The sequence below is a fragment of the Streptomyces sp. NPDC055189 genome (assembly GCF_053606765.1).
On sequence record NZ_JBSGSG010000070.1, the window covers coordinates 13,451 to 30,689 of the forward strand.

Genomic DNA, 17,239 nt, shown 5'->3' on the forward strand with positions numbered 1-17,239 from the left:
GATATGCAGAACGCCTCAGCCACCGCGTCCGCGACCGACCAGCTGCCGCGGCCGCGCGGACTCTCCGACGTGAAGGGCTGGTTCCATCCGGTCGACCAGGTGCTCTTCGACTGGATCCTGGCCCGGCAGCTCGACCGCGCGCAGCGGGGTGACCTGCTCGAACTCGGCGCGTATCTGGGCAAGAGCGCCATCTTCATGGGCACGTACCTGCGCGCGGACGAGACCTTCACGGTCTGCGACCTCTTCGACTCGCCCGCCCCCGACGAGGCCAACTCCGCCGAGATGGGCCGCTCGTACGCCACGCTCACGCGCCGCGCCTTCGAGGCCAACTACCGCTCCTTCCACGAAGGACTGCCGCAGATCGTCCAGGAGCCGTCCTCCGGGATCACCAAGCACGTGGTGGCGGACAGCTGCCGCTTCGTGCACATCGACGCCTCGCACCTGTACGAGCACGTCCACGCGGACATCGCCGCCGCCCGTGAGCTGCTCGGCCCTGACGGGATCGTCGTGCTCGACGACTTCCGGGCCGAGCACTGTCCGGGGGTGGCCGCGGCGACGTGGGGCGCCGTGGCGAGCACGGGGCTCAAACCGCTCTGCATCACGGCCACGAAGTTCTACGGCACGTGGGGCGACTACGACGCGATCCACGCCGATCTCGCCGCGTTCCTGAAGGGGCGGGACGACATGTGGCACGGCGCCGAGGAGGTCGCGGGCTTCCCGATGATCCGCATCAGCGGCAAGAAGGCGAAGTCCCCGGAGCAGCCTGTCTCGCGCCACGCGAAGGAACCCGTCCCGCAACTCCCGGACGGGCCCGCTGCCGGGGCGGGAAGCCGGGCAAGGGGCTTGCTGTCATCACTACTGGCACGCTCGGGACGTTCTTGAGCACGATCTCCGACGGGGCCCGCCGGAGACGGGCCCCGTAAGGGGCGCGGGGCTGTGACATTTGCGGCTCCGCCGCGTGGGCGCGACAAGCCCCCACCGGGCCCGCAGACAAATCCCCCGCGCCCCCGCCCCCCTCCTCACCGCTCAAGCAGCTCGAACAACGCCTCCCACCGCTCAAGCACCCGCGCCTCGGAGAACCTCTGCACATTCACCCGGGCCCGCTCCCCCATGGCGTTCCGCAGCCGCGGATTGCCGGTGAGCCGGAGAAGCCGGTCAGCGAGAGCCCCCACGTCACCGGCGGGGGCAAGAAGGCCGTCCTCGCCATGGCGAACGATCTCGCGGACGCCCGGCGCGCAGTCGAACGCCGCACACGGCACCGCACTGGCCATCGCCTCCATCAGGGCCAGCGGAAAACCCTCGCCCCGCGAGGACTGCACGAAGAGAGAGCTCTCGGCAAGGGCCCCCGGCACATCACTCGTACGCCCCCGCCACTCCACGGAACCGTCGAGCCCGAGCCGCGTGCACTGCCGCTTGAGTTCGGCCTCGTCCGCCCCCGCCCCGTAGATCCGCAGCGTCCAGTCGGGCCGCTGCGGGGCCACAAGCGCCCAGGTGTCGACGAGCATGTCGACGCCCTTCTGGTCGGCGAGCCTGCCGATGCTGCAGACCACGTTCGCCTCGCGCCGCGAGGGCACCGCGGGAAGGTGTGCGAGGGCGTTGGGCATCGCGCCCACGTTGTGCATGCCGTCGGCGATCCAGTCGTCGGCATCCTCCTGGGTCAGCGCGAGCCAGCGGTCCACGGCGGGGTAGCTGCGCCTGACCGCGCGGTAGCGGTGGCAGGCGCGGGTGTAGGCGTACGACTCGTGGCTCATGCCGATGATGCGCAGGCCCGCGGTGTCCGCCTCCCTGATCCACTCCATCGGCCAGACCTGCGTGACGACGGCGACCGCGCCGGGGCGTGCGGCGCGGAAGATCTCCGAGAGCCGGTCCACGACGCGGCGCTTGGCGGCGATCCGCGCCGACTCGCGCCGCCATGCCACCACGTTCAGGCGGCCGAGGCCGCGTACCGGGCGCGGGGACTGCGGATGCTCGTCGTAGAGGCTGGTCACGGGATAGCCGCGATCGTCGGGGAGCGCCAGTTTCAGCTCGGCCTCGTGGACGCCGATGACGTGCACCCGGTGGCCGTTGCCCTGGAAGAGCCGGGCCATCTGGTGCGCCCAGGCGGTGACGCCGCCGAGTTCGTCGACGGTGTTCGCGACGAGGAAGACGTCGCGGCTCTTCGTCCCGGTCGCGATCCCCGTGGTGGCGATCGTCGTGGTCATGCGCCGTCCCCCTGCCTCTGCGTGTTCCGGGACCGCTCGCCGAAGAGCGTGTCCACCACTTCGGCCGCGGCCCGCCCCTGGTCGTACGCCCCGAACCGCAGGGCGAACGCCCGCCGTTCCTCCGCCCACGCGCCGTCGGTCTGCTTCAGCGTGGCGAGCACGCGCAGCAGTTCCTCCTGCGTCTCGACCACGGGCCCGCCCGCGTCGTCCCGCAGCGCGAAGTAGCTGCCCCGCTCGGTCTCGTACGCGTCGAGGTCGGGTGCGAAGTGCACCAGCGGCCGGTCCAGGAGGGCGAAGTCGAACATGATCGACGAGTAGTCGGTCACCAGGACGTCGGCGAGGCAGAGCAGCTCGCTCACGTCGTGACGGTCCGAGACGTCGACGACGGTGCCCGGCGGACACACCGGCAGGGCGGCCGCCTCCATGTAGTGGGCGCGCACCAGGAGTACGTGGGTGTCGCCGAAGCGGTCCGCGAACTTGCGCACGTCCAGGGGCAGCCGGACCGGCTTGTTGCTCTTGGGCGGGCCGCCGCGGAACGTCGGCGCGTACAGGACCACCGTCTTGTGGTCCGGGATGCCGAGATCGGCGGCCACGGACGGGCGCGGGAAGCGGCCCGATGCCTCGTCCCTGGCGCGCGCGGCGACCAGGCGGTCGTTGCGCGGGTAGCCGCAGCGCAGCAGCCGCTCGTCGGCGATGCCGTAGGCGCGGGCCAGGGTGTTCACGTCGTGCTCGGAGCGCACCAGGAAGTGGTCGAAGCGGTCGACGGCCTCCTTGAGCCACTGGCGCTGCGGGGCGTTCTGCGTCTTGACGCGCGCCTCGTCGAAGCCCATGCGCTTGTACGCGGAACCGTGCCAGGTCTGCAGATACGTGGTGTGGCGCGGCTTGGCCATGGCGTGCGGGAAGCCCTGGTTGTCGATCCAGAACTCGGCGCGGCCCAGGGCCCACAGGTAGCGCCAGGACCAACGGCGCACCAGGCGGGCCGATTCGGGGAACCCGTCGGTCGAATCGGCGTACGACCAGGTGCAGCGGAGCCTCAAGCCCCGGTCGAGGATCTCCTGGTGGACGGCGCGCGGGCTGTCGCCGTAGCACCTTCCCATGTGGCTCTCGAAGACGACCGAGCCCTTGCTGACGGGCAGCCGCCGCAGCATCCGCCGGTAGACGCGCAGCTTGACCGCCTTGCCGCCAAGCCTGTCGCACCTTCTGCGCAGGGCACGCAGCCGGAGCCGCACCTTGCGGGCGGGGCGGAAGTGCGTGACGTAGTGCAGTGCCGCGCGCAGGATGCGGGCGGCCCGGTGGCGGGGTGCCAGGCGCAGCTCCAGCCTGTTCGCGCCGGTGACGGTGAGCCCTCGGGCGGCGCCCACGGTCTCCTGCTCGGCGACGAGTTCGGTGGTCATGTCATGGCCGCCCGCGGCGAGTCGCAGCCGCGGCTCCCAGACGCGGTCGCGGATGCCGAGGTCCCGCAGCCTCGCGGTGAGGTCGACCGTGGCCCGCCAGACGACCGCGCCGCCGTCGTAGTGCGCCTCCTGCACGGGTGTGCTGAAGCCGCGCCGTGCCGTGCCGCGGGTGCGCACGTCGAGCCGGGCGGTGAGCGGCGGCCGGTCGGGCACCAGGCCGCCCGGCAGCACGACCTGCCCTTCGAGGACCGCCCTGGTGCCTTCGACGCTGCACCTGGTGAGGCGGTTCAGGAGCCGCACGCCGTCCAACAGCCGGTGCTGGTGGCCGAGTTCACTGACGTCGAGCACTTCCCGTACGCGGGGGTCGTCGAGTCCGTCGGCGCGCCAGTAGACCTTGCCCTCCCGCTCGGTCAGCTCCGAGACGACGGTCCCCGGCCGCCCGAGAGCGTAAGCGGCGGCGAGCACGCCTTCCGCGTCGCCCTCCGCGAGCAGCCGCACGCACACCCGCTCGACGGGGGCGAGAGCGCTCAGGGCGCGTGCGTCCACGCGGCCTTCGAGGTGCGGGACGATGCCGGCCGTGGCCCGGCGCCGCTCGTCGGCGGTGAGCTGGGGGAACGTACGGGCGCAGGGCAGCACGTGGTCGCTCAGGAAGGCGCGCTCGCGCCGGTCGCACAGGTCGAGGCGGCCCAGGCTCACCAGGAGACCCGCGACGCGGTCGTTGGCCTCGGCGACGGCGGGGGTCTCGCGTGCGGGGTCGGGTGCCGCGCGGCGGGTGATGATCAGGTTCGGTACGAGGGTGATGCCGCGGGCACCGAGTGCCGCCTCGACACCGAAGAGGATCTCGCTGTGGGCGAGGTCTTCCGCGTACCGCAGACGCGTGCCGTGGACGAAGTCCCTGCGGACGCAGAACCCGGCGACCAGGGAGTCCCTGGTGACGAGTTCGGGGACGTCGGAGAGATGCGCGACGCTCCTGGTCCGCGCGTGCAGCGGGGCCTGCCAGCCGGGGTGTGCCTCCTTCTTGCCGGTGGCCGTGAGCCGCGTCCAGCGCCCGGCCACCAGGTCGGCCCCGGTGGTGCGCGCGGCGTCGAAGAGGTTGCGGCAGGCGTGCCGCTCCAGGAGTTCGCCCTCGCCGAGCACGATGACGTACCGCCCGCGTGCCGCGGCGAGGCCGAGGTTGCGCGACGCGGCAACGGACAGCGGGCTTTCGGCGCGGACCAGGCGCACCCGGTGCGGATGGTCGGCGGCGAGTGCCTGCGCGGCGGCGCGGGCGGGGCCGTCCGCGCCGGGGTCGACGAGTACCGCCTCGACGTTGCCCATGGTCTGGGCGAGCACGGAGTCCACCGACTGCCGCAGCGCGTCGGCGTCCGCGCCCGCGACCACGACACAGCTGACGTCGTGCAGCTCCGGGGTGCTCATGCGCGGCCTCCTTCGAGCATGGCGTCCGCGACACCGGCCGCCGCGCTGCCGTCGTCCAGGTCGCAGAAGACCTCGCGGAATCTGTCGTACGCCTCGGTGTGGGCGGCGGTGGCCGCCCGCGGGTCGCGCAGTGCGGCGATCACCTCGTCGCTGGTGGCGAGCAGCGGTCCCGGCGCCTGCGCCTCGAAGTCGAAGCAGAAGCCGCGCAGGGTGTCGCGGTAGTGGTCCAGGTCGTAGGTGTGGAAGAGCATCGGGCGGCCGGTCTGCGCGAAGTCGAACATCAGGGACGAGTAGTCCGTGACCAGGACGTCGCTGATCAGGAGCAGTTCGCTGACGTCGGGGTGGCGCGTGACGTCGCGCACGAAGTCCGAGCCGGGGACGGTGCCGCCGACGAGGTAGTGCCTGCGGACCAGGAGCACGTGGTCGTCGCCGATGGCGCGTTCGGCGACTTCGAGGTCGAGCCGCAGGTCGAGGGCGTAACGGCCGCTCTGCTTGGGCTGGTTCTCGCGCCAGGTGGGCGCGTACAGGACGACGCGTTTGCCCTCGGGGATGCCGAGGCGCTCGCGCACGGAGGCGGCGACCTTCGCGCGGTCGGCGGCGTGCAGCAGGTCGTTGCGCGGGTAGCCGCGCTCCAGGACCTTGCCGGTGTAGCCGAAGGCGCTGCGCAGGACGGGCGTCGAGAAGCGGTTCGGCGATACGAGCACGCTCCACTGGGCGGCGCGGCCCGGCAGGGTCGCCATGTAGGCGCGGTCGCCGGAGGAGCGGCCCGCGAGGTCGAGGCCGATGCGCTTGAGCGGGGTTCCGTGCCAGGTCTGCACGACGTACTGGCCCTCCGTGCGCTCGAACCATTCGGGCAGCTGGGTGTTGGTGACGATGTAGCGGCAGCGGGCGAGGGCCTCGTGCCACTCGGCGCTCCACAGGGTGATGGGCGTGGCGCTGCCCGGCACCTGGACCTGCTGGTCGCGCACCACCCACAGGTGCTCCAACTCAGCGCCTCTGGACACGAGTTCCTCGTGCACGGCGCGCGGCGAGTCCGAGTACTGGCGCCCGTCGAAGCTGCAGTACAGGACGGCGTCCCGCAGCGGCTCGCCGCGCCGCGCCGCGTACGTCTCGCGCAGGCGGCGCTGGCGCGGGCCGCCCCGGTCGGCCATGGGCAGGGCGGAGCCGGAGCGCAGGTGGAGGCCGTCGTGGGCGTGGCGCTTCAGGGTGATGTCACGGCCGGATCTGGTGCGCACGAGCGGGAGTCCGCGATCCCCGCCGGGCGCCACGCACACCGGGGTGTACTGCTCGGGGTCGCCCTCGCCCGGCTCGCGCAGGAAGAGGTTCCAGCGGCCTTCGGCGAGCGGCAGGGTGCCCGCGGGGCCCGGCAGGGCTTCGGGACGCAGCGCCGCGGTGAACCGGCCGCCCTCGATCCGTACCGGCACCACCGACTCGTCGCCGTGGCCGCCGTGCACGAGGACGAGTTCCGCGGTGCGGGCGGCGGCGTCGGGGTGGCTGCCCTCGACGAGCAGTTCGTCGTCCCAGGTCACGGCGTCGACGAGCGGCCGTACGGTCTGGTCGCGCAGCTCCAGGTTCCCCGACATGTTGGCGAGGACGAGGAGTTCGCGTCCCGGCAGCAGGCCGTACCGCCCGGGCGCCACCTCGGGGCAGGCGGCCAGCGGTGTACGGCCGCCTCCTTCGCGGACGAGCGTGACGCCCCACGGATCGGCCTTGCGCGGCCGGCCTGTCTTCTCGTCCTCACCGGCGTGGAAGAAGGCGAGCGGCACGTCGGCGCTGAAGTCGCGGCCGTTCACCAGGGCGGGGACGTAGTGCGCCTCCTTGGTGTGCCAGTTCTCGATCCGCAGGGCGTCCAGTGCCTGCGACTCCCCCGGCGCGATCCTGCCGTGCAGCCGGACGACGCCCCCGCACCCCTCGTGTGCGACGAGCCGCGCCGCCACCCGCTCCGTGCGCAGCCTCAGCCGCCCCTTGCTGAGGGTGACGGCGACGCGCAGGAACTCCTCCAGGTACCGCACGGGAAGCCGCGGCGCCCCGCTCGTGCGTACCGGGCCCGTGCGCGGCAGGAGGCCGCTGACCACGCCCATCTCCACCTTCCAGGTGGTGCTGCCGCGCTTGGTGACGGTCCTGCGGGGGTCGATGACCGTCTCGAACCCCGACCGGTCGTAGTCGTGCAGCCCCTGCTTGGAGCGGTAGGTCGCCTCGCGCGCCCGCACCGTGCGCAGCTTCAGCACAAGCACGCGCCGCCGCCCGGCCCGCAGCCAGGCGACCCTGGCCCGCGCGCCGACGCGCCCCGCGGGCAGGTTGGGGATGTAGGCGTAGCCCTTGAGCCGCAGCCTGCCCTGCTCGTCCCAGGCGGCCTGCGTGAGCTGCGCGGTGAGCGGCAGGTCGGAACGTTTCAGGGCGACGGTCTCGCGGGGCAGGCTTCCGACGCCGGGGAAGCCGGCCCGGCGCCGGCGCAGGCCGCGGACCCGGAAGGCGCCGGGGTGGGACTTCTCGAACGCCATGAAGGCGAGCAGTTCGGTGATCCTGCGCCCGCGGATGAGCTGCCAGCGCACGCGCAGGGGCAGCGGCAGTGCGGCGAGGACCGCGGGGTCGACGGTGTCGGCGAAGGCGTTGGCCTGCTCCATGAAGGCGTCGTGATACGTGGCGTCGCCGTGCGGCAGGGCCTCCATGAACAGCCACAGATCCCCGGCGAGGACCGTCGCGTCGTAGCGCCGCTTGGCCTTGGCGAAGACCTCTCCCTGCGGCGTGCCCGCCGTGTCCGCGGCCTTCGAGGCGAGGAAGCCGCTGGCCGTGAGGACGGCGGCCGTGCGGTCGCGGACGGCGCGGGGTCTGGCGCGCCCGCTGGTGATGGAGCCGTCGCGGTCGCGCCAGAGGTAGACGGGCTCCTTCAGTACGTCGACGGACCCGGCGAGGAAGTGCGCGGGGATCGTGACGGGGGTGTCCTCGAAGAGGACGCCCTCCGGGAACGCGAGCGCGTGCCGGTCCCAGAAGTCCCTGCGGAACACCTTGTTGCAGGCGATGCGGTCGCCGAGCAGGTCCCAGTCGCGGGTGACGTGCGTGCCGCTGCGGTCGCTCTCCATCATCTTGCGGAACATCGGCGACTGTTCGCTCCGGCCCCCGGAGCGCAGCCGGTGGACGTTGCCGGTGACGAAGTCGGAGCCGGACTTCTCCAGTGCCGCAAGCATCCGCTCGTACGCGTCCCGCGGCACGACGTCGTCACTGTCGACGAACGTCAGGTACGTCCCCCGCGCCTCGCGCACTCCCGCGTTGCGGGCCGCCCCCAGCCCCGCGTTCTCCTGCTCGACGAGCCGGAATCTGCCGTCCCCGGCGGCGAACTCGCGGGCGATGCGCGCGCTCCCGTCGGTGGACCCGTCGTTGACCATGACGACTTCGATGTCCGGCATGCTCTGCCCGGCCAGTGACCGCAGGCAGGGACCGAGGAACTCCTCGACGTTGTAGACGGGGACGACGACGGCAAGTCGGGGTGTCATGCGCTGCGCACATTCCTTCCGGAGTACTGACGGGCACGGCTGCGCGTCCTGCAGGCCCCAGGGGCCACTCGGTTAACAACGACCGCCCTTGTGGGTCACCCGTGCAGAGCCATTCGGGTGATCACGTGAGAGGGCCCTGTGCGCGGCAGCTCGGGGCTGCCGGACACAGGGCCCGCTCACGTGCCGCATCCGGGACGGGCCGGGGTCAGGGCTTCACCGCGATGCGTCCCTCGTCCATGCGCAGGAGCAGCAGGCGTTCGCCCGTCTTGTCCAAGAACTCGTCGACCGCCTTGCGCGATCCCTGCCAGTAGCCGTAGTCGTCGATGAGCAGGATGCCGCCGCTGACCAATCGCGGGTACAGCTCTTCGAGTTCGTGCTTGGTCGATGCGTACCAGTCGGTGTCCAGGCGCAGGACGGAGATCTGCTCGGGCGCCTGACGCGGGACGGTCTCCTCGACCATGCCCTTGACGTAGTGCACGCGCTCCTTGGGGTAGGGCACCTTCTCGAAGCCCGACTTGACGTCGTCGAGGGAGGCGACGGCCCAGATGGGACGGTCCTTGCCCTGGAGCTTGAGCAGTTCCTCGGCGGACTTGCCGTCCAGGCGCAGGTCCTCCTCCGTGGGCGGGGTCATGCCCTCGAAGGTGTCGAAGAGGTACAGGTCGCGCTCGGTCACACCGGCGCCGAGCAGGGCCTTGGCGCAGGCCTGCATCGAACCGCCGCGCCACACGCCGCACTCGACGATGTCGCCGGGGATGTTGTGCCTGATGACGTGCCGGGTCGCCAGGATGAAGGCGTTCAGACGCTCGGGCGATGTCATCGTGTACGGCTTCACCGCACGGATGATGTCCTTCGCCTCGTCGTCGTAGTCGGCGGGGAGGTTCAGGGCCTTCGGCTTCGGCTTCGGCTTCGATGCGGGGGCGGGCTTCGGCGCCGGGGCCGCCGCCGAGCGCGGGGCCGGTACGGGTTTGCGCGTCAGCTGATATCCGGTCAGTTGCTTCAGTGCGCCATTCACAGCGCGTCGCCATGCCATGAAAGCGGACAGTACGCGCAACTCATCCTAGATGTCACGTTTCGTCAACATAGTTTCATGTGACGTCACTTGGTGCGGAAACGGGCTGCTCTTCCACCGAACGCGGGGCCACCACGACCTTCGGCCTGCCGCAGAGAGCGCGGCCCTCGATCGGCTCGGGCAGCGGGATTCCGTCGACGCCGCCGACCTTGTTCGCCCACCAGGTGGTGCCGGCCCGCACGAAGGCCATGGTGAGGCTCGGATAGCGCCGGGGCCGCTGGAAGACGCCCACGGAGTCGCCCCAGTAGGCGTGCTTGGCGTCGATGCCCGCATAGGCGTGCCGGATGCCCTTCATGGGCGGGAAGTCCGTGTAGGCCTCGCGGAGTTCGAGCCTGCTGTACGCGGCCATGGCGCGGAATCCGTCGGGGTAGTAGCGCCAGCAGTCCTGCGCGTCGTGCACGTGGCCGCGCGAGGGCGCCGTCACGAAGGCGATGCCCTCCGGCTTCAGGACGCGGGCGATCTCCAGCATCGTCGCCCAGAAGAAGGGGATGTGCTCGAACGCCTGCCCGGAGATGACGAAGTCGGCGCTGCGGGACTTCACGGGGATGCGGTACGGCTTCGTCATCACCGCGTCGACATTGCGGCCGTCGAGCACGTCGACGCCCACGTACTCCGTGTCACGCCCTTCGAGCAGGGTCTTGTGGGTGCGGGTCTGCCCGTCGGAGACCCGGGCGCCGAGATCGACGACCCGGTGGCGCTTCCCCCTGGGCATGTACTGCTCCACACAGAGTTCCATCTGTTCGTACGCGGACTGGTGCACGTCTCCTCCTGGGCAGGGCCTGGGTAGGCATCTTTCACGCATCAGCGGCATTTAAGGCGTACCGACACAGCGCCTCCACCGGCTCGGAGTGCGCCGCGCGCACCACTTCCGTGCCGGTTCCTCGACGTACGTGAACATCGCCCAGGACAGCGCGACCACGGTGAGCGCGACGCCCAGGAGGGTGAAGACCGCCGAATTGTCCGGCTGCGGGCGGCCCCAGGTGTCGAGGATCAGCCGGTTGACGGTCTGGTGCAGCAGATAGAAGGCGTACGACCAGAGCCCGAGAAGGACCATCGGACGCGAGCACAGCCAGCCGCGATGCCCCGCCAGCTCCCGCTGCACGCAGGCGGCGATGAAGAGCACGGAGAAGACGGCGGCGAACGGCCGCAGGGTCCAGGCGAGATGCTCGGCGGTGTGCGGGCCGAACCAGGTCGCGCGGTGGCAGTAGACGACGGCGTACCCGGCGAGGCAGCCGAGCAGCACCGGCGGGCTGAGGCGGAACCGGTGGCCCCGGCGCAGGGCGAGCGCGAAGGCCATGCCGACGCCGAACTCGGGGAGCCTGCTCACCGGGTTGCGCATGACCCATTCGCTGGCGAAGGGCGAGAGATGGACGGCCGTCCACCACTTGACCAGCCACATCGCGACGAGCCCGCCCCCTGCTAGCAGGCCAAGGGTGCGGGTGCGCAGGCGCAGGGCGCCACGGATCGCGAACGGGAAGAGGAGGTAGAAGAAGGCCTCGACGCTGAGCGTCCAGGCGACGCCGTTGCCGGGGAGCGTCGGCACGACACCGGGGAACCACGTCTGTACGAGGAAGAGCGAGGCGACGAAGCTGAAGTCGTCCGTCGGAACGCCGCCCCAGAGGTAGAAGACCCAGATGACGGGGATGGTCGCCACCAGGTGGGCGGGCAGGATGCGGCCCGCCCGGCGCCAGTAGAAGAGGCGGGCGAGCGTGCCGGGCCGGTATCCCCAGGTGAGCAGGAAGCCGGAGAGCACGAAGAAGAACCCCACACCGTTCGCGCCGAGCGTCGAGTACGGGAAGAGCAGCGGCGCGTGGGCGACGCCGCCGTGCTCGCTGAGGCCGGTGAAGTGGTGCACGAACACCGCGAGGGCGGCGAGGAAGCGCATGCCGGTCAGGGAGTCGACGCGGGGCGCGTCGCCGTCGGTGGCGGGGAGGCCGGGGCGGGGGCGGGTCTGGCGCGGGAGGGCCGTCGTCATGCGGGGAACTCCTTTCCGGCGCGCAGCGTCGGGGCGCAGCCCGCCGGGCGCATCTCGCGGACCATGTCGTCCAGGGCCGGACGCACGCGCTCGCGCACCGCGGCGATACGGGCCGGGTTCCGTACGGCGTCCGCTCTTACGAAGTCGCCGCCGTTGCCCTCGACGTAGAGGGGGACGTAACCCGCTGCCGCGAGGAGGGGCGGGGTCAGGCCCGTTCTGCGGGTCCAGGCGGCGTGCACGTGGAGCAGTTCGGGGCGCACGTCGTTCAGTACGTAGTCGCGCAGGGCGGCCGGGTCGGCGGCGGCGTAAGCGGCGGCCACCCGGCGGTCGGTGAGGCCCGCGATGTCTACGACGCGCAGCCGTGAGGTGAGCAGCGTGCCGCCCAGGTCGGGCATGGCGACGGTGGCGTCACGCAGGCCGAGGTGGGCGGCGTACGCGTTGAAGGTGTCGCCGTAGCGCTCGGCCACGTAGCACATGGACAGGGTCGGGCGGCGGCTGAACCTGCCGTCCTGCGCGGCCTGTCCGGTGACCGAGAGGAGCAGGGCGCCCGCGAGCGCGCAGCCGATGACGGCACGCGCGCGCAGGCTCTCCGTTCGCAAGACCGTGCCCGCGGCCAGGGCGAGCGCCGTCGCGGCGAGCACCCACACCGGGGTCGCGAAGCGGTACAGGGCCATCCAGTCCCGGCCGAGCACGCCGTACGCCAGGAGGGTCAGGGCCAGCGGGACGAGCAGCGCCGCCAGGGCTCTGCGGGCCGGGCCCGGACGGGCGAGCGCGGTGCCGACGCAGGCCGCGCCGATCAGGGCGAGCGCCCAGCCGCCGTACGCCAACAGCTCGCCCGCCGAGCCCAGTTGGGCGAGCTGCGGCGGCTTCTGGGCCTTGGCCACCGCCGTGTTCGGGATCCAGAGCCCGAAGGTCGCGCGGCGCCACAGCAGGAACACCGCGTACGGCAGCGCGAAGGTGCCGCAGCTCAGCGCCACCGCCCGCGCGGCCCGAGCGAGGCTCTCCCGGCGCAGGAACAGCAGCACGGCCAGCGGGTAGGCCGCGGCGAGCACCGCTCCGTCGGGGCGGGTCAGCGCGGCGAGCAGGGCGATGGCCCCCGCGCTCGCGGCGACGCCGGGCCGCAGCAGGGTGCCGCGCACGGCGCCCCGGACGAGCAGCGCCCCGGTCGCGGCGGCGGTCAGCGCGTACAGCGGGTTTTCGAGCCCCGAGAAGGACCACGCCACGTACGACAGGTTCGCGGCGAGGATGGCGCCGGCCAGGAGCGTCACCGCCCAGGAGCGTCCCGGCAGCAGGGCCCGCGCCGTCGCGGCCACGCAGGCGAGCACGCCCGCCGTGCAGAGCAGCGCGAGGGCCTTGGGGTAGAGCACCAGGTCGCTGACGCCGAGGAGCGTGCCGTGGTCGAAGAGGCCGAGCCTGCGGCCGGCGACGAGCAGGGCGAGCCAGGAGGAGTTGGAGTACCCCTCGACGGGGTCGGCGCCCGGTTGCTGCACGGGGCCGAGGCCCTCGTCGATGCTGCGGGCGTAGGCGAAGGTGATGGCCGCGTCGTCGACGATCCACTGGCCGAGGGCGCTCGCCCGCCAGGTGATCAGGAGCGTCGCGAAGGCCACGGCCGCGGGGTCGGCCCAGCGGCGGCAGAGGGCGAGGGCGGCGCCGGTCCCGGGTGCGGGTGCGGGTGCGGGTACTGCGAGAGCGGGTGGTTCCTTACGGCGGTGGAACTGCGCGAGGGAATGGATCATTAAGGGGTCTAACCCCGTAGCGCACTCCGGGACACACTTTCGTGGGCCGGCCGGGTGACCCGGACGCGGTCACACCCCGCATATGAGCTAACAAAGCGCAAAGTGGGGCAATGCACCACTTTGGGTTCACGCCATGACCCCGGCTCGGCCGCCCGTCGTCCGGCGGCTCGGCGCCGCCGCACGGACCACCCGCTTCCGCGCGGAACGCGCCACCGCGGGCCGGAACACAGGCGGGGCAGAAGGCCTCCTGGCGCCCGTGCATCTGTCGATCCGGGACAGCCGGACGCTCAACCTCGCCGTCCCCGTCCACCCCGACGAGCAGATCGAGCGGGCCCACCTGGTCCTCTCGCGCGGCCACCGCAGGTTCCGCATCCCGCTCGCCTTCGAGCGGCACGCCCACGGCGGCCTGCTCCTCGCCGCCACCGCCACGCTGCGCGACGCACGTGACGCCCCCGGCGAGGCGAACGACCCGGCCCGCCCCGGTCTGGGCGAGGGCGTCTGGCGGCTCACGGTCGTCACCACCGATGCCCGCGGACGCGTGCAGCGGCGCGGCATCGGTCCCGACGCGGACGCCGAACTGCCGCCCACGCCCACCCTCGCGCACGCCCCCGATCCCCGCACCGGCACGCTCATCCGCGCCGTCCGCTGCCGCAGCGGGCGCGCGGTGCTGCAGGTGACGCGGTCGCGGCCCCGCGCCGAGCTGCTTCGGTTCGTGCCCGGCAGCGAAGGCATCACCGTGCACGGGCGGCTCGTCAGGACGGGCCCGGGGCGGCGGTGGCGCGCGCAGGCCGTGCGGCGCCGTGACGGGGTCACCGTGCGCGTCGGGGCGATCTGGGAGGGCGCCGAGTTCAGCTTCGCGCTGCCGCTCGCGGAGATGGCGGGGGCGAGCCCCGGCCAGTGGGTGTGGGACTTCACCGTGGAGCCGGAGCCCCGCGGCACTTCGCTCCCCCTCGGCCGTTGGCTCTCCGACGTACGCGATCCCGCTGCCGCCTGTCCCACTCCCTTCCGTGTCTTCGCCCTGCCGGGCGGCGCCCTGGTCCGCGCCCACGCCCACTTCACCAAGTCCGGCGCCTTCGCCCTGACGTGCTGGGACATCTCGAAGGAGACCTCATGAAGATCACGTACCTGCTCGGCTGGGGCGACGAGATGGGCGGCACCGAGCTGGCCACCTACACCCAGGCCCAGCACCTCGCGGACCGGCACGACGTCGAGGTCATCTCCGTCTTCCGGACCCGCCCCGAGCCCTTCTTCCCCGAGGCCCGCAGCCTCCCCGTCCGCTATCTCGTGGACCGCACGGCGACCCCGGAGCGCCCGGTGCGCGCGTCCCGCCTGGACGAGTCCGCCTGCCGCACCCTGGCCGCGCTGCCCAGCGAACTGATCAAGCCCTCCTGGGAGTCCGCCTTCGACCGGCTCTCCGACATCGAGATGACCGCCGCCCTGACCACCCTGGACACCGACGTCCTGGTCACCACGACACCCGCCCTGATGGCCGCCGCCGTCGCGCTCGTCCCGGCCGGGGTCGTCACCGTGCACCAGGAGCACCGCCCCACCCAGCGCCGCGGCCCCTCCGGCGAACCCCTGCTCCTGCACGCCCCGCGCCTGGACGCCCTGGTCACCCTCACCGAGCGCACCCGCGACTGGATCGCGGAGTCCCTCGGCGCCACCGCCCCCGAGCTCGCGGTCATCCCGAACGCCGTGCCGGACGGCTTCCGGCCCCGCGCCGACGGCGAGAGCAAGGTCATCGTCATGGCCGCGCGCCTGACCGGCGAGAAACGCGTCGACCACGCCGTACGGGCCTTCGCCGAACTCGCCGACGCCTACCCGGACTGGACCCTGCGCGTCTTCGGCGGCGGCCACCGAGAGCAGCAGCTGCGCCGCCTGGTCGACGGCTTCGGCCTCCAGGACCGCGTCGAACTCCTCGGCCCCTGCCGGGACATGGCCGCCGAGTGGGCCAAGGCGGGACTCACCCTGATGACGGCGGGGCACAACGAGGCGTTCCCGCTCGTGCTGCTCGAAGCGCTCGCCGCGGGCGTCCCCGTCATCGCGTACGACGTCCTGACCGGGCCCGCCGAGATCGTCAGGCACCGCGTCGACGGACTGCTCGTACCGCCCGGCGAGATCCATGAACTGGCCGCCGCCATGAGCGAGTTGATGGGCGACCCGGAGACCCGCCGCAGCTATGCCCACGCCGCCCGCGAGGGCGTCTACGCCCGCTTCTCCTCCACCGATGTCACCGCGCGCTGGCAGGAGCTGTACTCCCGGCTCGTGGCCCGGCGCGACGCCCCCGAACGGCTCGACGGCCGGGCGGACCGGGTGGCGCTCGGCGTCGCGTCCGGCGGGAGCGGCTTCCGTCCCACCACGCCGTACACCCTGGACGCCGCGCCCGGCGCCGACGAGCGGGCCCGCGAGGACGAGATCATCGCCGCCGACACCAGCGGCCTGCTCATCCGCTCGGTGGGCAGGATCGCCGAGCGGCGCGACGACGTGCTCGCGCCCGACATGACCGACTGGAACCTCCAACTGGCCGCGACCGCGCTGGAGTCCGAGGACATTCCCTATGTCCTGGTCCGCACGTCGGACACCACGCACACCCTCGCCGTTGCCGACGACGAGCGCGACGGCGCGCTCAAGGCGATCGCCGAGTCACTGCACGGCCAGCCCGTCTACGCCGAGCTGATCCGCCCGCGGGACGCCGCGCCCGGAGTCGTGCTCGCCGAGCGCCTCGACGGCATCGGCGAGGTCGCGGGCATCAAGCTCTTCAAGCCGGTGACCACGACGACGCTCTCCCTGCGGCACGGTGCCGGGCAGGCCTGCACGGTGGCGTTCTGGCCGCGGGTCGCCGATGAGGAGGACGGGGCCGGGTCCGGGGGATCCGACACCCGGCGCGCCCCCTTCGGCACCACCCTCGCCGGGTCCGAGCTGCCCTCCCTCTCCCCCACCGCCACCCTCCGCGTCGCTGGCCGCACCTACCCGACCCTCGACGTCTTCGCCCGGCTCCTGATCGGGGACATCGACTTCCCCGTCGACGCCGTCTACACCTGGGTCGACGACTCCGACCCCGAGTGGCGCGCCAGACGTGACGCGGCCCTCGGCGGCCCCGGCGACGGGACGTCGCCGGACCACGGCGCCGTCCGCTTCCGCAACCGCGACGAGCTGCGCTACTCCCTGCGCTCCCTGGCGGCGAACGCGCCGTGGATCCGGCACGTCTACCTCGTCACGGCGGGCCAGGCCCCGGCCTGGCTCGACGCGGACCACCCGGACGTCACGGTCGTCGACCACCGCGACCTGTTCGCCGACCCGGACGCCGCGCTGCCCACCTTCAACTCCCACTCCATCGAGAGCCAGCTGCACCGCATCGAGGGCCTGTCGGAGCACTTCCTCTACCTCAACGACGACATGTTCCTCGGCCGCCCCACCACCCCGCACACCTTCTTCCACAGCTCGGGGCTCTCCAGATTCTTCTGGTCGTCGGCCTCCGTGCCCGCGCTCCCCGTCTCTCCGGACGACGAGGGCTATCTGGCCGCCGCGAAGAACAACCGCGCGCTGCTTGAGGAGGAGTTCGGCAGGACGACGACGCACAGCTTCTTCCACGCGCCCTACGCCCTGCACCGCAGCGTCCTCGCGGAGCTCACCGAGCGGTTCTCCGACGAGCTGGCAGCCACCGCGCGCAGCCGCTTCCGCTCGAACGGCGACATCGCCCTGGTGTCGTCCCTGCACCACCACTACGCCTACCTGACGGGCCGGGCGGTGCCGGCGGGCATCTCGTACGACTTCGTGGACATCGGGAAGCGTGCCGACCACGCGCGCCTGGGCCAGTTGCTCCAGGGCCGCAACAAGACGGCCTTCTGCATCGGCGAGTCCCCGGACAGCGAGCTGGCCGACGAGGAGATGGCGCTCGCCATGCGCTCGTTCCTGGCGGCGTACTTCCCGGTGCGCTCGCCCTACGAGCGGGTCTGA

10 protein-coding genes are annotated in these 17,239 nt (G+C 72.4%); 3 read left to right on the forward strand and 7 right to left on the reverse strand.

Features of this window, described 5'->3' with window-relative positions:
• Window positions 1-3: 3 nt before the first annotated feature.
• On the forward strand, window positions 4-882 hold the full coding sequence (locus ACWFR3_RS34640; protein ID WP_453738652.1) for a class I SAM-dependent methyltransferase: 879 nt from the start codon (window positions 4-6) through the stop codon (window positions 880-882).
• A gap of 137 nt (window positions 883-1,019) precedes the next feature.
• On the opposite strand, the gene ACWFR3_RS34645 is transcribed toward ACWFR3_RS34640, so the two are convergent.
• From ACWFR3_RS34645 to ACWFR3_RS34675, 7 genes are all read right to left on the reverse strand, one after another.
• Complete coding sequence (locus tag ACWFR3_RS34645; RefSeq protein WP_453738653.1) at window positions 1,020-2,201, reverse strand: glycosyltransferase; 1,182 nt, start codon at window positions 2,199-2,201, stop codon at window positions 1,020-1,022.
• A complete protein-coding gene (locus ACWFR3_RS34650) occupies window positions 2,198-5,011 on the reverse strand; it encodes a bifunctional glycosyltransferase/CDP-glycerol:glycerophosphate glycerophosphotransferase (protein WP_453738654.1) in 2,814 nt (937 codons plus the stop codon). The genes ACWFR3_RS34645 and ACWFR3_RS34650 overlap by 4 nt, the downstream gene beginning before the upstream one ends.
• On the reverse strand, window positions 5,008-8,502 hold the full coding sequence (locus ACWFR3_RS34655) for a bifunctional glycosyltransferase/CDP-glycerol:glycerophosphate glycerophosphotransferase (RefSeq protein ID WP_453738655.1): 3,495 nt from the start codon (window positions 8,500-8,502) through the stop codon (window positions 5,008-5,010). Before ACWFR3_RS34655 ends, ACWFR3_RS34650 begins: the two co-directional genes overlap by 4 nt.
• Window positions 8,503-8,707: 205 nt before the next feature.
• Window positions 8,708-9,532, reverse strand: a complete 825-nt coding sequence (locus tag ACWFR3_RS34660) for a TylF/MycF/NovP-related O-methyltransferase (RefSeq protein ID WP_453738656.1) — start codon at window positions 9,530-9,532, stop codon at window positions 8,708-8,710.
• Between the two features lie 55 nt (window positions 9,533-9,587).
• A complete protein-coding gene (locus tag ACWFR3_RS34665; protein ID WP_453738657.1) occupies window positions 9,588-10,331 on the reverse strand; it encodes a methyltransferase domain-containing protein in 744 nt (247 codons plus the stop codon).
• Between the two features lie 51 nt (window positions 10,332-10,382).
• Window positions 10,383-11,546, reverse strand: coding sequence for an acyltransferase family protein (locus tag ACWFR3_RS34670; RefSeq protein WP_453738658.1), 1,164 nt, complete (start codon window positions 11,544-11,546; stop codon window positions 10,383-10,385).
• Window positions 11,543-13,282 carry a hypothetical protein gene (locus tag ACWFR3_RS34675; RefSeq protein ID WP_453738659.1) on the reverse strand — a complete coding sequence of 580 codons (1,740 nt, stop codon included), beginning with the start codon at window positions 13,280-13,282 and terminating at the stop codon, window positions 11,543-11,545. The genes ACWFR3_RS34670 and ACWFR3_RS34675 overlap by 4 nt, the downstream gene beginning before the upstream one ends.
• A gap of 133 nt (window positions 13,283-13,415) precedes the next feature.
• Between ACWFR3_RS34675 and ACWFR3_RS34680 the strand changes: the two genes are divergently transcribed.
• Complete coding sequence (locus ACWFR3_RS34680; RefSeq protein ID WP_453738660.1) at window positions 13,416-14,396, forward strand: hypothetical protein; 981 nt, start codon at window positions 13,416-13,418, stop codon at window positions 14,394-14,396.
• Window positions 14,393-17,239 (forward strand): stealth conserved region 3 domain-containing protein, encoded by a 2,847-nt coding sequence (locus ACWFR3_RS34685; RefSeq protein ID WP_453738661.1) that lies wholly within the window; start codon window positions 14,393-14,395, stop codon window positions 17,237-17,239. Before ACWFR3_RS34680 ends, ACWFR3_RS34685 begins: the two co-directional genes overlap by 4 nt.